The sequence below is a fragment of the Bradyrhizobium sp. i1.15.2 genome, from assembly GCF_040548425.1.
GTDB lineage: Bacteria > Pseudomonadota > Alphaproteobacteria > Rhizobiales > Xanthobacteraceae > Bradyrhizobium > Bradyrhizobium canariense.
This window is the reverse complement of record NZ_JBEPRQ010000002.1, coordinates 108,625-122,433: the sequence shown is the minus strand read 5'-3', so window position 1 is coordinate 122,433 and position 13,809 is coordinate 108,625. Positions and strand designations below refer to the sequence as shown.

Here is a 13,809-nt window from a genome sequence, read left to right as displayed (position 1 = left end):
TGATGCTCAAGCAACGCCCGTTTCTGATCGAAGCCCTGACTGCGATCGGCCTGATCGCAGCCCCCTTCGTGCTGCCTCATCTCGGCTTCGCGCCGAACACCGTGAACAGGATCCTGGTCTGGGGCCTGTTCGGGCTCGGCTTCGACATCCTGTTCGGTTTCACCGGCCTGCTCTCGTTCGGCCAGTCCGCCTTCTACGGCACCGGCGGCTTCGTCGCCGCCTACCTGCTGACGCGCGCGGGCTTCGGCAACGTGCTGGGTGCGCTGGTCATCGGCATGATCGCGGCCGCCGCGACCGGCTATCTGATCGGCCTGATCGCGTTGCGCCGCACCGGCATCTACTTCGCGATGATCACCGTGGCGATCGCGGAAGTGTTCTTCTTCGTCGAGTTCAATCCGCTTTCCGATTTCACCGGCGGCGAAAACGGCCTGCCCGGCGTGCCGACGCCGAGCTTCGATCTCGGCTTCACCTCCATCCACTTCACCAATGGCTGGTCGCTCTATCAGTTCATCGCGCTGTGCTACTTCGTCGGCGTCGTCATCGCCCTCAGGATCGTGCGCTCGCCGGTCGGCGCGATTCTGAGTGCGATCCGCGACAATCCGCTGCGCGCCACGGCCGTCGGCCACAACATCCATGGCTACAAGCTGACCGCCTTCGTGATCGCAGCCGCTTATGCGGGCTTCGCCGGCGGCCTGCTCGGCGTGCTCCAGGCTTTCATGCCGCCCGACGCCTTCACCTTCGACACCTCGGGCCAGCTCGTGATGCAGACGGCCATCGGCGGCAGGGGAACGTTGTTCGGACCGCTGGTCGGCGCAACCGTTTGGCTCTTCCTTCAGGACTTCCTCCAGTCGGCGCTCGGCCTCGGCGCGGCCTGGAAGCTGGTGCTCGGCGTCGTGTTCGTGCTGCTGGTCTGCTTCCTGCGCGGCGGCATCATCGGCGGTCTTGCCGATCTCTACCGCCTCGTCTCGGGAAAGCGAAAGCAGACGGACGCGGAGATGGACCAGGAGGCCGCTGACGCCGCGGCCGCGCTGCAACCCCCACCGGCTCCGATGCAGGCCAAGGAAGTCGAGCATCCCGCCTATTCCGGGCCGATCCTGAAGGCCACCGGCCTGACCAAACGCTATGGCGGCCTCGTCGCCAACAGCGACATCGATTTCAGCGTCAATCAGGGCGAGCTGCGCGGGATTATCGGCCCCAACGGCGCCGGCAAATCGACCTTCTTCAAAATGCTGACCTGCGAGATCGCGCCGAGCTCCGGCCAGATCGTGTTCGAGGGGCGCGACATCACGGGATTAAAGATCACCGAGGTCTGCCAGCTCGGCCTCACCAAGAGCTACCAGGTCAACCAGCTCTTCACCGGGTTGACGGTGCGGCAGAACCTGACGATCGCCGCGCTGGCCGAGCTGCGTGGAAAATTCCGGCTCGACCTGTTCCGCAAGCTCTCCAGCGTCAAGGGCCTGACCGAGCAGGTGGAGCACACGCTTGCCCTCGTCAATTTGAGCCGCCGTGCCGATACGCCGGTATCCGAGCTCGCCTATGGCGAGAAGCGCAGACTGGAAATCGGACTCGCGCTCGCCACCTCGCCGCGCCTGCTGCTGCTCGACGAACCGCTTGCGGGCATGAGCCCACGCGAGCGCGTCGAGACCGTCAAGCTGCTCAAATCGATCGCGCGCGGGCGCACCATGATCATCATCGACCACGACATGGATTCGCTGTTCGAGCTGGTCGAGCGCGTGACAGTGCTCCAGGAAGGCAAGGTGCTACTTGACGGCACGCCGGAGGAAATCAAGGCCAACGCTGCCGTGCAGGAAGCCTATCTCGGCGGAGTTCACGGAGAGATCGCCGCATGAGCCTGATCGAGGTCAACGGCCTGAACAGCTATTACGGGGACTCCCACATCCTGTTCGACGTCGCCATGCGGGTCGAGCGTCATGAGGTGGTGGCGCTGCTCGGCCGCAACGGCGCCGGCAAGAGCACGACGCTGAAGAGCCTGATGGGCGTCCTGACGCCGCGTAGCGGCAGCGTGAAGTTCGACGGCATTGATATCGCCGGGCGAAAGAGCCACAGAATCGCCCAGGCCGGCATGCAGCTCGTGCACGAGGAACGCCGCATCTTCGGCAGCCTGTCGGTGGAAGAGAATATCCTGCTCGCCGGCATCACTGCGCCGAAACGCTGGCCGCTCGACCGCATTTACGAGATGTTTCCGCGGCTAAAGGAGCGGCGCAGCAACCGCGGCACCGAGCTGTCCGGCGGCGAACAGCAGATGCTCGCTATCGCGCGGGCGCTGGTGCGCGATCCCAAGATCGTGCTGCTGGACGAGCCGTTCGAGGGGCTTGCACCCGTCATCGTCCACGATCTCGTCAAGGCCTGCCGCGAGCTCGCGGCCGCCGGCCAGACCATCGTGCTGGTCGAGCAGAATTTGGCGGCGACGCTGGCGCTGGCGACGCGGATCTACATCATCAACAACGGACATATCGTGCACGAGGGGCCGGCGCGGGAGCTCAAGGCCCAGCCGGAGCTGCTCCAGCGCTATCTCGGCGTCTAGAGAGCGGCGATCATTCGCCTGGCGTGAGTGGCGAGCACCGTCGTGTCCTCCTTGTGCGTCTGCGCTGGCAGCAGCTCGATTCCGGCCCTGACAGGCATGACGTGCATGTGCAGGTGAAAGACCACTTGGCCGCTGGCGGGCTCGCTGAACTGCTGAAGGATGATGCCCTCGGCGTCGAACGCCTTCATCGCGGCAATCGCGATTCGCTTGGCGGTTCGGGCGACCGCGGCGAGGTCGTCATCCGCGATGTCGAGGATGCCGCGGGCCGGCGCCCGGGGAACGACCAGCGTGTGCCCGGGCGAACGCGGCATGATATCGAGGAAGGCGAGGCTGTGGTCGTCCCGGAAAACCTCGAAGCAGGGGACCTCGCCGCGCAGGATCTTTGCGAAGACGTTCTGATCGTCGTAGGGCGTCATGGACCCTTCTTCATTGCGAGGCGGGATCTGACGCGCTCCTTTCCGTTGACGCAAGCAAGCCAGCCGATCTATCCACGATGCCAGGCAGGATGGTTCCATTGGCGACAGATTTCGATCCCGGACATAGCATCGAGAGTGCGCGGCGCGCGCTTACGGCACGGCTGCAATCGGCCGGCATCGAGCAGCCCGCCCTCGATGCGCGCCTGCTCGTCGGGGCTGCGCTGAGGCTTGATCTGACCGGCATGGTGACGCAGGCGGCCCGGCAACTCGCACCTGAAGAGGCTGCGCGGCTGGAAGCATATGCGCAACGCCGGCTCGCGCATGAGCCGGTCGCCCGCATTCTTGGCGCCCGGGAATTCTGGGGCCTGCCGTTCCAGCTGTCCGAGGCCACCCTGGTGCCGCGGCCGGACACCGAGACCGTCGTCGAGCTGGCACTCGAAATCTTTCGCGAGCGGCAAGCCTCCCATCAGATGCGCATCGCCGATATCGGCACCGGATCCGGCGCCATCCTGCTCGCGCTGCTGCACGAAATTCCCGGCGCCTTCGGGGTCGGCACCGATCTCAGTCTGACCGCGCTCAAGACCGCAAGAGACAACGCCGCAGCTCTGGGCCTCGGCGACCGCGCCAGCTTCGTCGCCTGCTCCTACGCAGCGGCGCTCCGCGGCCCGTTCGACCTCGTCGTGTCGAACCCGCCCTACATCCCGTCGGCGGAAATTCCGAAACTGAGCATCGAGGTGCGCGAGCACGATCCGCATCTGGCGCTCGACGGCGGCAATGACGGTTACGACGCCTATCGCGCCCTGATCCCGCAGGCGAGCGAACGTCTCGCCCCCGGCGGGGCACTGATCGTCGAGGCCGGACAGGGCCAGGCCCGAAATATTGAAACCTTGATGACGGCTGCCGCGTTAGTCGTGGACAGGCCGCCCAAGGCCGATTTGGCGGGCATTCCCCGGGCGGTTTCGGCCCGGAAAATGCCCCCATAAAAGCCGGATTGGGCTGCAAAAAACCTCTTGGAATATCCCTTGGGAACGACTACCTTCCGATCAACACATCGGTGCCGGCCCCGTAGACCTACGGGCGAAAGCCGGGCTCTCGGGCGAGAGCTTACTGATAATGGTTCCAAGCCGCAGGTCCTGTTGAGCGCGATGGCCATTTGAGCTGCGCTGCTTACCGACCGCAACGTGAACGAAAGCCTGATATTGCGCTTGAAGACTTACGCAACAAAGCAGGGCTTGTTTCGGCAGGCGATATGAATGGGTTCGCTGGCGATGGATGCTGGCGGTGGGGAACGCGTCTTTTGTTGAACGCGACGGTCGACGAACATCGGCAGGGATCAATCCGCTCTTGCGTGCGGTTGCGCGCAAGCGATGTGAACCGCTGTCATCAGGTCACTCTCGGCAATCAGTAATGCGTGCAACCTTTAGGGCTGGAATTAAAGGCAGGACATGAGAAACGGTCAGAACAAGCAGCGGATGCGCAACCGCAACAACAATAATAATAACAATAACAACAATAATAACCGGCGCGGCCAGAACCCGATGACCCGGGTCTACGAGTCCAACGGACCCGACATCAAGATCCGCGGCACGGCTTCGCATATTGCTGAAAAGTATCTCCAGCTTGCGCGCGACGCGCGCTCCTCCGGAGACCCCGTTGCGGCCGAGAACTACTACCAGCATGCCGAGCATTATTTTCGCCTGATCGCGACGGCTCAGGAGCAGTTCCGGCAGAACCAGCAGCCGCGCGGCGACGAGCCCATCAGCAACAGCAGCGGCGACGACGGCGAGGACGACGGCGAGAATTTCTCGAACTTCGGCCAGGAGCCGGGTTTTGTCCCGCAGCCGCCACCGCAGCCCTTCACACGCGACCGCGACGGCCAGCGCGATCATCAACCGCGTGATCATCAGCCCCGCGACAACCACTATCAGCGCGACAACCAGCAGCCGCGCGAGCATCGCGAACGCGACCATCGTCCGCAGCCGCAATATCAGCCACAGCCGCAACCGCTGCCGCTGAACCAGCCCCAGCCCGTCGTCGCCGACGCCGTCAGCGTCGATCGTCTGCCCTCCTTCATCACCGGCCCGCAGCCGCAGGTGAGCGGTGGCGCGCCCGGTCAGGCCGGGTTCGAGGGTGGTGGTGGTGGCGAGCGCTTTCCGCGGCGGCGCCGCCGCCCGAATGGCCCGCGCCCCGAGCGCGAAGCCGCTCCGGCCGCCTCGAGCGACGAAGTGGCTCCCGGCGAGTAAGCCGCATTCACACGTTATCTTGCGCCAGATACCCTGACCTGAATCGTCCCGGCATGTCCGGGACGATTGTTTTTAGCCGCGCGTCGCCGTCGTCGAGGACGGCACCAGCACCGGCTTCGCCAGCGAGGGAATCAGTCGCGCCCGCTCGCGCTTGGCGGGGATCGCGCGGTAGACCTGCTTGGTCGCCTCGACGATGTGCACGCCGGCGAAAGGCAGCGACAGCGCCGCGCCGGCCCGCTCCCACATCTGTGCGGATTTCAGCACCCAGCCGCCGGCATAAGGCGGCATGAACAGCGCCTCGCCCCAGGCGGTCGGCGTGAACCAGGTCTGGCGCAACAGGTCGGTGATCTGCGAGCGCGAATAGGGCCGACCGTGACCGAACGGCGTGCTGTCGGTGCGGGTCCAGACCCCGCGCCGGTTCGGGATGACCGCAATCACACGACCGGACGGCGACAGCACGCGCCACGCCTCGCGCAGCAGCGCGGCCGGATCGTCCGACATTTCCAGTGCGTGGACCAGCAGGATGCGATCCACCGCGGCGTCGGGAAGCGGCAGCGAGAACTCATCCACCAGCGAGGCGAGCGCCGGCCGTCCCGTCGGCCATTTCAGGACGCCCTGGGCCGACGGCATGAAGGCGATGCAGCGCTCCGCATCCTCGCGGAACAACCCGAGATAGGGCGTGGGATAGCCGAAGCCGAGCACCCGCTGGCCGTCGACGCGCGGCCAGCGCTCCCGAATGCCGCGATTGATCATTTGCCGCGCCACAATCCCGAGGCGACGGGAGTAGAACTCGCGGAGGTCGACGACATCAATGGTCATGATCGCAATGTAACATGCACGAGGTGGCCCCCGCGCGCGGAATATTGCATTGCCTGCGCAACGTTAACGCCATATTTGTCTGACGGAGCTGAGCGCGATCGGAGATGACATGGCCGCCGAAATTCGTACTTTCACCTGTTTAAACGACAATTTCGGTTATCTGATCCATGATGTGGAAACCAAGGCGACGGCGTCGATCGACGCGCCGGAGGCCGGCCCCATCGTGAGGGCGCTCGAGCGCGAGGGTTGGCAGCTCACCGATATCCTGATCACCCATCATCATGGCGATCATGTCGGCGGGGTCGCCGAACTCAAGCAGAAATACAATTGCCGCGTCGTCGCGCCGCATGACAAGACGACCAAAATCGCAGACGTCGACCTGCGCGTCGCCAATGCCGAAATCGTCAAGGTCGGCAGCTTGCTGGGGCGCGTATTGGAGACGCCGGGCCACACGCTCGACCACATCTCCTACGTGTTCGACACCGAGAAAGCGCTGTTCGCCGCCGACACGCTGTTCTCGATCGGCTGCGGCCGCGTGTTCGAGGGCACCTATCCGATGATGTGGGATTCGCTTCTGAAGCTGCGCGCCCTGCCCGACGACTTCAAGCTCTATTGCGGCCATGAATACACGGCTTCCAACGTCAAGTTCGCGCTGACCGTCGATCCCGACAATGCGGCGCTGCAGGCGCGCGCGGCGGAGGTGGCGAAGCTGCGGGCCGAGAACAAGCCGACCATTCCCTCGCTACTTGGTGACGAGAAGCGCACAAACGTGTTCCTGCGCGCCGACGAACCATCGGTCGCAGCCAGGCTGCACATGAAGGGCGCGGATGCCACCGCGGTGTTCGGCGAGCTGCGCGAGCGCAAGAATAAATCTTGAAGAACAAATCCTGACGATCAAACCCTGACGGGAATCGATGCCGACCGCAGCCGAGATCATCGCGCGCCTCGAACTCCGCCCGCATCCCGAGGGCGGGCATTACCGCGAGACGTTTCGCGACCAGACCACGGACGCCAACGGCCGGTCACGTTCGACCCTGATCTATTTCCTGCTGGCGCGCGGCGAGCGTTCGCACTGGCATCGCATCGATGCTGTCGAAAGCTGGCACTATTACGCCGGCAGCCCGCTGACGCTGCGTATCGCCCATGACGGCTGCTCCCAGCACGAGGTACGGCTCGGTACGGACCTGTTGAACGGCGAGCGGCCACAGGCGATCGTGCCGGCGGATGCGTGGCAGACGGCGGAGACCACCGGCGAGTGGACCCTGGTCGGCTGCACCGTGGCGCCGGCCTTCGAGTTCGCAAAATTCGAGCTCGCGCCGAAGGGATGGGAGCCCTGAATCTTAATCTGGAATCGGGTGGGTTCGGTTCGCGTCACGCCTTAGGACAGCGCTTCCAGCGAACAGGAGCGCACGATGCACGGAACACTCGGCCCCACCGCCGTCCAGATCGACCCGGCCATTTTGTATTTCGGCACGCCCGTCGTCCTCATCGGCTCAACCAATGAAGACGGCACTTCCAATCTCGCGCCGATGTCGTCGGCATGGTGGGTCGGGTGGCGCTGCATGCTGGGACTGGCCCGGAATTCCAAGACCACCGAGAACATGATTCGCACCGGCGAATGCGTGCTCAATCTGCCGTCCGCCGATCTCGTCGCCGTGGTCGATCGCCTCGCACGGACCACAGGATCGGATCCGGTGCCGCCCGGCAAACTCTATCGCGGCTATCGGCACGAGAAGGACAAGTTCGGTCGTGGCGGACTAACCGTGCTGCCGGGCGAAACAGTCGCCGCACCGCGTGCGGCCGAGTGTCCCGTGCAGATGGAAGCCAAGGTCGCCCATGTCCATGAGATGGCACAAGACGACGCGGTTTGGCGCGGCAATCTCGCTGCGATCGAGGTCCGCATCACCCGCGTGCATGCGCATCCCAACATCATGATGGACGGTGCAAGCAACCGCATCGATCCGGACAAATGGCGGCCGCTGATTCTCAGTTTTCAGGAATTCTACGGCCTGACGCCGCAACGCTTGCAGCGCTCCGAACTCGGACAGATTCCGGAGGCGATGTATCGGCCGCCGGGTTGGCAGCCGGCGCTTTAGCGGCGCCCTCACCGTTTCCTCGACACCATGTCCTTGGCCGCGATCAAGCCGCCGCCGGCGATCAGGATCGCGGCGATGGCGATGTTGGCGCTCGCCTTCGCAAAGCCAGCGGCGATGAGGAAGCCAGTCGAGAGTAGCGGCGTCGCGTAGGATGCGGCGCCGAGCACGCGGATGTCGCCGCGCTTCATGCCGATGTCCCAGGCGTAGAACGCAGCACCGACCGGACCGATGCCGAGCGCGATGACGGAGAGCCATTGCAGCGTCGTGTCCGGCCATACCGTGGCTTCAAGCAGGCCATGCATCAGCGCGGCAAGCAACGCCGTGGCGAGGCAGAATCCCGCGACCGCATCGGTCGGCACCGCCTTCAATCGCCGCGACAACACCGAATAGATCGCCCACACGAAGGCTGCGATGAAGGCCGCGGCCAGACCCGGCAATTGTCCCTGCGTGAAGCCCGAGGTGTTCCCGGCGAACAGCAGCACGGTGCCGACGAGACCGAGCACGGCGCCGACGACGTGATGCACGGCCAGCCGCTCGCCCGGCAGAAACGACGAGAACAGCACGATCAGAAGCGGCCACAGATAATTCAGCAAGCCGGCTTCAGCCGGCGGCGCGAAGCGCAGCGCGAGGAAATAAAGCGCGTGATAGCCAAACAGTCCGCCGACACCGACGATCCACACGGCCAGCGGCTGACGCAGGCTTTTGGCCGCCGAGCCGCGGCCGATCCAGGTGAGCAGGCCGACGAGACCGCCGATCGCGAACGTCATCGCGGCCAGCTGGAACGCCGGGATCTTTCCGGTCGCCACCGTCATCACCGACAGTAACGACCACATCAGGATCGCGGTCAATCCGATCAGCGTCGCAGTGCGGGGAGTCATCGGCCACATACTCTCGTCATGGCGGGCTTGTCCCGGCCATCCACGTTCTTTCGTGGCGACGGATGTTGTAAGGCCGTGGATGCCCGGGACAAGCCCGGGCATGCCGAAGTTACCGATATGATCGAACGTGATGCCTGCGCATCACACCATGTATTGGCCGCCGTTGACGGTCAGCGTCGAGCCGGTGATGGCGCCGGCCTCGTCGGCGGCAAGGAACACGACCGCGCGCGCGATTTCCTCGGGCTCACCGAGACGGCCGATCGGGATCAGCGGCAAGATGGCCTTTTCCAGCACGTCCTTCGGCACCGCCTGCACCATCTCGGTGTTGATGTAGCCGGGGCAGATCGCATTCACGGTGATACCGCCCTTGGCGTTCTCGATCGCCAGCGCCTTGGTGAAGCCGATCTCGCCCGCCTTCGCCGCCGAATAGTTCACCTGACCGAACTGACCCTTCTGCCCGTTGATCGAGGAGATGTTGATGATGCGGCCGAACTTGCGTCCACGCATGCCCTCGATGACCTGGCGCGACATGTTGAACAGCGAGCCGAGATTGGTGCCGATCACGGCGTTCCATTGCTCGAGGCTCATCTTGTGGAAGGCGCCGTCCTTGGTAATGCCGGCATTGTTGACGAGCACGTCGATTGGGCCAACCTCGGCCTCGACCTTCTTCACGCCCTCGGCGCAGGCATCGAAACTGCTGACGTCCCATTTGTAGACGGCGATGCCGGTCTCGGCCTTGAACTTCTCCGCCGCCGCGTCGTTGCCGGCATAGCTCGCCGCAACCTTGTAGCCGGCCGCCTTCAGCGCCTTGCCGATGGCAGCTCCGATGCCCCGCGTACCACCCGTCACCAATGCAACACGTGCCATATCGTATTTCCTTCCCTTGGACTCTTCGGACGTTTCTGTGTGATCGTTTTTAACGGTGGATTATGCGGTTGGTTTGACGGACATCAAGAACAAAACGCCCGGCATCGAGCCGGGCGTTTCTCTTTAGTCGAGGCTTGTACGGTTGCGAAGAATATTTGATTTGCAACCGCTGCTTTTTTAATCGCGTGCAACGCACTCAGTCACGTGTGCAACGCACGCGCAAATGACGCACCAACTATCTCAGTCGCGCGCCACACACATCGCGATGCCCATGCCGCCGCCGATGCACAGCGTGGCGAGGCCCTTCTTCGAATCCCGCTTCTGCATTTCGTGGAGCAGCGTCACCAGCACGCGGGCGCCGGAGGCACCGACCGGATGGCCGATCGCGATCGCGCCGCCGTTGACATTGACCTTCGAGGTATCCCAGCCGAGATCCTTGTTGACGGCACAAGCCTGCGCCGCGAAGGCTTCATTGGCTTCGATCAGGTCGAGATCGCCGACGTTCCAGCCGGCCTTCTTCAGCGCGGCGCGCGAGGCCGGGATCGGGCCCGAGCCCATGATCTTCGGATCGACGCCCGCCTGCGCCCAGGACACGATGCGCGCGAGCGGCGTCTTGCCTTCCTTGGCGGCCTGTTTGGCGGTCATCAGCACCACGACGGCGGCGCCGTCATTGATGCCGGAGGCCGAACCCGCGGTGACCGTGCCGTCCTTCTCGAAGGCGGGACGGAGCTTCGCCATCGCGTCGACCGTTGCGCCATGGCGCGGATATTCGTCGGCGCTGACGACGACATCGCCCTTGCGTCCCTTGATGGTGACGGGAACGATTTCGTCGTTGAATCTACCGGCCTTCTGCGCGGCCTCGGCCTTCTGCTGCGAGGCGACCGCGAACTCGTCCTGCTGGGCGCGGGTGATCTGCCACTGCCGCGCGACGTTCTCGGCGGTGTTGCCCATGTGATAGCCGTTGAAGGCGTCCCACAGGCCGTCCTTGATCATGGTGTCGATGAATTCGACCGCGCCCATCTTGACGCCGCCGCGCAGATACTGGGCGTGCGGAGCCATGCTCATGGATTCCTGGCCGCCGGCCACCACGATCTCGGAATCGCCGTTGAGCAGCGCCTGATAGCCGAGCGCAACAGTGCGCAGGCCCGAACCGCAGAGCTGGTTGACGCCCCAGGCCGGGCTCTCGACCGGAATGCCGGCATTGATCGAAGCCTGGCGAGCCGGGTTCTGGCCTTGGGCGGCGGTCAGGATCTGGCCCATGATGACTTCGGAGACCCGGCCGGGCTCGATGCCGCCGCGCTCCAGCGCGGCCTTGATGGCGATGGCCCCGAGATCATGGGCGGGAAGGGTTGCGAACGCTCCGTTGAAGCTTCCGACCGGGGTGCGGGCGGCGCTGACGATGACGACATCGTCTGACATGGGCATCTCCTGGGTTGAATGGGGGCAGAGGGGGCTGGGGAAACGGCTCGCCAGTCTCGGACGGCATCCTGTTAACGTCGTTGAGGCATGTCAATCGGCCGGCGGCCGAATTCATCCCGCAGCGCATTCAAAATAGCGTTCTTGGCGCTTTCGCAAGCACGTTTTTGCTGCCCGATTAACCGTGGCGCACAAAACGGTAGCGTGACCCCTTTGAAAATGCTTATTTTGTTGCGTTGCGTACTCTTCCCGCCCTGCGGCATAGCCCGACAGGTTCCCGTTCTCCGCGCTTGCAAGTGAGAGCCCATGGCGAAATCAGACCAACCCACCACCATCAAGAAATACGCGAACCGCCGGCTCTATAACACCGGAACGAGCACTTACGTGACGCTGGAAGACCTCGCCTCCATGGTCAAGGACGGCGAAGATTTCCTGGTCTACGACGCCAAGACCGGCGACGACATCACCCGCTCCGTGCTTGCCCAGATCATCTTCGAACAGGAGAACAAGGCCGGCCAGAACCTGCTCCCGACCACCTTCCTGCGCCAGCTGATCCGCTTCTACGGCGACAGCATGCAGATGGTGGTGCCGAAATATCTGGAGCAGGCCATCGCGTCGCTGACGCAGGAGCAGGAGAAGTTCCGCAAACAGATCGCCACCTCCCTGTCCGGAACCCCGTTTGCGCCGCTGGAGGAACAGGTCCGCCGCAACATGGAGCTGTTCCAGCAGACCTTCTCGATGTTCAAGCCTTTCGCGCCCGGCGCAGCCCGCCCCGCGGGCTCCGCGGAGCCGGCCCCCGAGGCGACTGCCGAAGCGCCGAAGGACAGCAACATCGACGATCTGCGCCAGCAGATGAAGGACATGCAGGAACGCCTCGAGCGGATGTCGAAGAAGGACGAGTAGATCGTCCCTCTGCGCCGGCTCCCGGCAAGCCGGAGGACGCGCATGTCCGACCGAAGCACCCATTGGGACAATGTTTACGCCACCAGGGGCGAAGCCGAGGTCAGCTGGTTTCAGAACAGTCCGGCGACTTCGCTTGCAATGATCCGGGCGGCCAATCCGGACCGCGCGGCCGCCCTCCTCGACATCGGCGGCGGCGCATCGCGACTTGTCGATGCTCTCCTGCTGGACGGATATCGCGACGTCGCCGTGCTGGATCTCTCTGCCAATGCGCTTGACGCTGCAAAGAAGCGGATCGGCGCAGCCGCTTCGACGGTCGACTGGATCGTTGCCGACGCCACGACATGGCGCCCGGCAAAGACCTACGATCTATGGCACGATCGGGCGGCGTTTCACTTCCTGACCGACTCCCGCGACAGGACCGCATACATCGAGCGGCTGCGGTCGGCGGTTGCGCCCGGCGGCCACGTCATCATTGCGACGTTTGCACTCGACGGCCCCGAGAAATGCAGCGGCCTGCCGGTGCAGCGTCATGACAGCGCGAGTCTTGCGGCGGAGCTCGGGCCGGGATTCGAGCTCGTCGAAACGCGCAACGAGGCGCACCAGACGCCGTGGAATTCGATGCAGGCGTTTCAGTTCAGCCGGTTCAAGCGACGCAGCTAGGACAGTGCTATTCAAGCCGCCAGCTTCACGGCATGGGCAAAGTCCCAATAGAGCTTGCGCGCGCGAATGTAGAGCGGGCCCGGCTGCAGCTCGCGATCGTCAATGCGGATCACCGGCGCGACTTTTGCGAAATTGCCGGTGGAAAAGATCTCGTCGGCGGCGAGGAAGTCGGCATAGCGCAGCGTCTTCTCGACCACGGTGACGCCGTCGGCGCGAAGCAGGCTGATGACGCGCTGGCGGGTGACGCCGTTGAGAAAAGTGCCGTTCGGCGCCGGTGTGTAGACCACGCCGTCCTTGGCCATGAACACGTTGGAATTGCCGAACTCCGCGACGTTGCCGAGCATGTCGAGCATCAGCGCGTTCTGGAAGCCGCGCGAGGCGGCCTCGGCAAGCGCGCGCGAATTGTTCGGATAGAGACAGGCGGCCTTGGCCTCGACCGGCGCGCACTCGGCGGTGGGCCTGCGGAACGGCGACAGCGTGATCGCATTGCCGACGGGTTTCGGCATTGGCGCCTCGTAGATGCATAGGCACCAATCAGTGGTCTCGGGATCGAACAGCACGCCGCCGCCCGAGCCGTTCTGCGCCCAATACATCGGACGGACGTAGAGCTCGGCATTCGGCGCGAAGCGCGCGATGCCCTCATTTGCGAGTGTCATCCAGGTTCCGGTATCGACCACCGGCTTCAGCCCAAAGTTGATGGCGGACTGATTGGCGCGGGCAACGTGGCGGTCGAGATCGGGCGCGACGCCTTCGAACACCCGCGCGCCGTCGAACACGACCGAGCCGAGCCAGGCCGCATGCGTGCGCGGACCCATGATCGGCACATTGCCGTCATGCCATTTGCCCTCGAAGAAGGTCCAGCTTGGCGAATATGCAATGGGCTTTTTGATCTCGGCCATGACCGGCCTCTCCCTTGGCGTGGTGCCGCATTATAGCGCCACTATTGGGCGCAATTTCTAAATGATT

Annotated in this window: 15 protein-coding genes; 9 read left to right on the top strand and 6 right to left on the bottom strand. The window is 64.2% G+C overall.

Annotation, left to right across the window (positions count from 1 at the left end):
• The first annotated feature begins 2 nt into the window (after window positions 1–2).
• Window positions 3–1,850 (top strand): branched-chain amino acid ABC transporter ATP-binding protein/permease, encoded by a 1,848-nt coding sequence (locus ABIB80_RS05400; RefSeq protein WP_007599167.1) that lies wholly within the window; start codon window positions 3–5, stop codon window positions 1,848–1,850.
• On the top strand, window positions 1,847–2,545 hold the full coding sequence (locus ABIB80_RS05395; RefSeq protein ID WP_007599164.1) for an ABC transporter ATP-binding protein: 699 nt from the start codon (window positions 1,847–1,849) through the stop codon (window positions 2,543–2,545). The genes ABIB80_RS05400 and ABIB80_RS05395 overlap by 4 nt, the downstream gene beginning before the upstream one ends.
• On the opposite strand, the gene ABIB80_RS05390 is transcribed toward ABIB80_RS05395, so the two are convergent.
• Complete coding sequence (locus tag ABIB80_RS05390; RefSeq protein ID WP_007599163.1) at window positions 2,542–2,961, bottom strand: HIT family protein; 420 nt, start codon at window positions 2,959–2,961, stop codon at window positions 2,542–2,544. The two genes, ABIB80_RS05395 and ABIB80_RS05390, sit on opposite strands and share 4 nt — an antisense overlap.
• A gap of 89 nt (window positions 2,962–3,050) precedes the next feature.
• Here ABIB80_RS05390 and prmC point away from each other — a divergent pair, with 89 nt between their 5' ends.
• Complete coding sequence (prmC, locus tag ABIB80_RS05385; protein ID WP_007599161.1) at window positions 3,051–3,944, top strand: peptide chain release factor N(5)-glutamine methyltransferase; 894 nt, start codon at window positions 3,051–3,053, stop codon at window positions 3,942–3,944.
• Between the two features lie 462 nt (window positions 3,945–4,406).
• Window positions 4,407–5,204, top strand: a complete 798-nt coding sequence (locus ABIB80_RS05380; protein WP_007599159.1) for a DUF4167 domain-containing protein — start codon at window positions 4,407–4,409, stop codon at window positions 5,202–5,204.
• A gap of 72 nt (window positions 5,205–5,276) precedes the next feature.
• Here ABIB80_RS05380 and ABIB80_RS05375 read toward each other — a convergent pair whose 3' ends face one another.
• Window positions 5,277–6,023 (bottom strand): class I SAM-dependent methyltransferase, encoded by a 747-nt coding sequence (locus tag ABIB80_RS05375; RefSeq protein ID WP_007599158.1) that lies wholly within the window; start codon window positions 6,021–6,023, stop codon window positions 5,277–5,279.
• 109 nt (window positions 6,024–6,132) lie between these two features.
• On the opposite strand from ABIB80_RS05375, the gene gloB reads away from it, so the two are divergent.
• The 3 genes from gloB (at window position 6,133) to ABIB80_RS05360 (ending at window position 8,119) form a co-directional block, all read left to right on the top strand.
• A complete protein-coding gene (gloB, locus tag ABIB80_RS05370) occupies window positions 6,133–6,900 on the top strand; it encodes a hydroxyacylglutathione hydrolase (RefSeq protein WP_007599156.1) in 768 nt (255 codons plus the stop codon).
• A 37-nt stretch (window positions 6,901–6,937) separates the two neighbouring features.
• On the top strand, window positions 6,938–7,360 hold the full coding sequence (locus ABIB80_RS05365) for a cupin domain-containing protein (RefSeq protein ID WP_007599155.1): 423 nt from the start codon (window positions 6,938–6,940) through the stop codon (window positions 7,358–7,360).
• Window positions 7,361–7,435: 75 nt separating this feature from the next.
• Window positions 7,436–8,119 (top strand): flavin reductase family protein, encoded by a 684-nt coding sequence (locus tag ABIB80_RS05360; RefSeq protein WP_007599153.1) that lies wholly within the window; start codon window positions 7,436–7,438, stop codon window positions 8,117–8,119.
• Window positions 8,120–8,127: 8 nt separating this feature from the next.
• Here ABIB80_RS05360 and yddG read toward each other — a convergent pair whose 3' ends face one another.
• The 3 genes from yddG to ABIB80_RS05345 form a co-directional block, all read right to left on the bottom strand.
• The gene (gene yddG / locus ABIB80_RS05355) at window positions 8,128–8,997 is read right to left on the bottom strand and encodes an aromatic amino acid exporter YddG (RefSeq protein ID WP_007599152.1); all 870 of its coding nucleotides are present in this window, start codon (window positions 8,995–8,997) and stop codon (window positions 8,128–8,130) included.
• A gap of 141 nt (window positions 8,998–9,138) precedes the next feature.
• The gene (gene phbB / locus ABIB80_RS05350) at window positions 9,139–9,864 is read right to left on the bottom strand and encodes an acetoacetyl-CoA reductase (protein ID WP_007599151.1); all 726 of its coding nucleotides are present in this window, start codon (window positions 9,862–9,864) and stop codon (window positions 9,139–9,141) included.
• A gap of 240 nt (window positions 9,865–10,104) precedes the next feature.
• Window positions 10,105–11,283, bottom strand: a complete 1,179-nt coding sequence (locus ABIB80_RS05345; RefSeq protein ID WP_007599150.1) for an acetyl-CoA C-acetyltransferase — start codon at window positions 11,281–11,283, stop codon at window positions 10,105–10,107.
• A 303-nt stretch (window positions 11,284–11,586) separates the two neighbouring features.
• Here ABIB80_RS05345 and phaR point away from each other — a divergent pair, with 303 nt between their 5' ends.
• The gene (gene phaR, locus ABIB80_RS05340) at window positions 11,587–12,183 is read left to right on the top strand and encodes a polyhydroxyalkanoate synthesis repressor PhaR (protein WP_007599149.1); all 597 of its coding nucleotides are present in this window, start codon (window positions 11,587–11,589) and stop codon (window positions 12,181–12,183) included.
• A gap of 42 nt (window positions 12,184–12,225) precedes the next feature.
• Window positions 12,226–12,843: a class I SAM-dependent methyltransferase gene (locus tag ABIB80_RS05335; RefSeq protein WP_007599148.1), complete on the top strand. Its 618-nt coding sequence runs from the start codon at window positions 12,226–12,228 to the stop codon at window positions 12,841–12,843.
• Window positions 12,844–12,854: 11 nt separating this feature from the next.
• On the opposite strand, the gene ABIB80_RS05330 is transcribed toward ABIB80_RS05335, so the two are convergent.
• Window positions 12,855–13,742 carry a branched-chain amino acid aminotransferase gene (locus ABIB80_RS05330; RefSeq protein ID WP_007599147.1) on the bottom strand — a complete coding sequence of 296 codons (888 nt, stop codon included), beginning with the start codon at window positions 13,740–13,742 and terminating at the stop codon, window positions 12,855–12,857.
• Window positions 13,743–13,809: the final 67 nt, after the last annotated feature.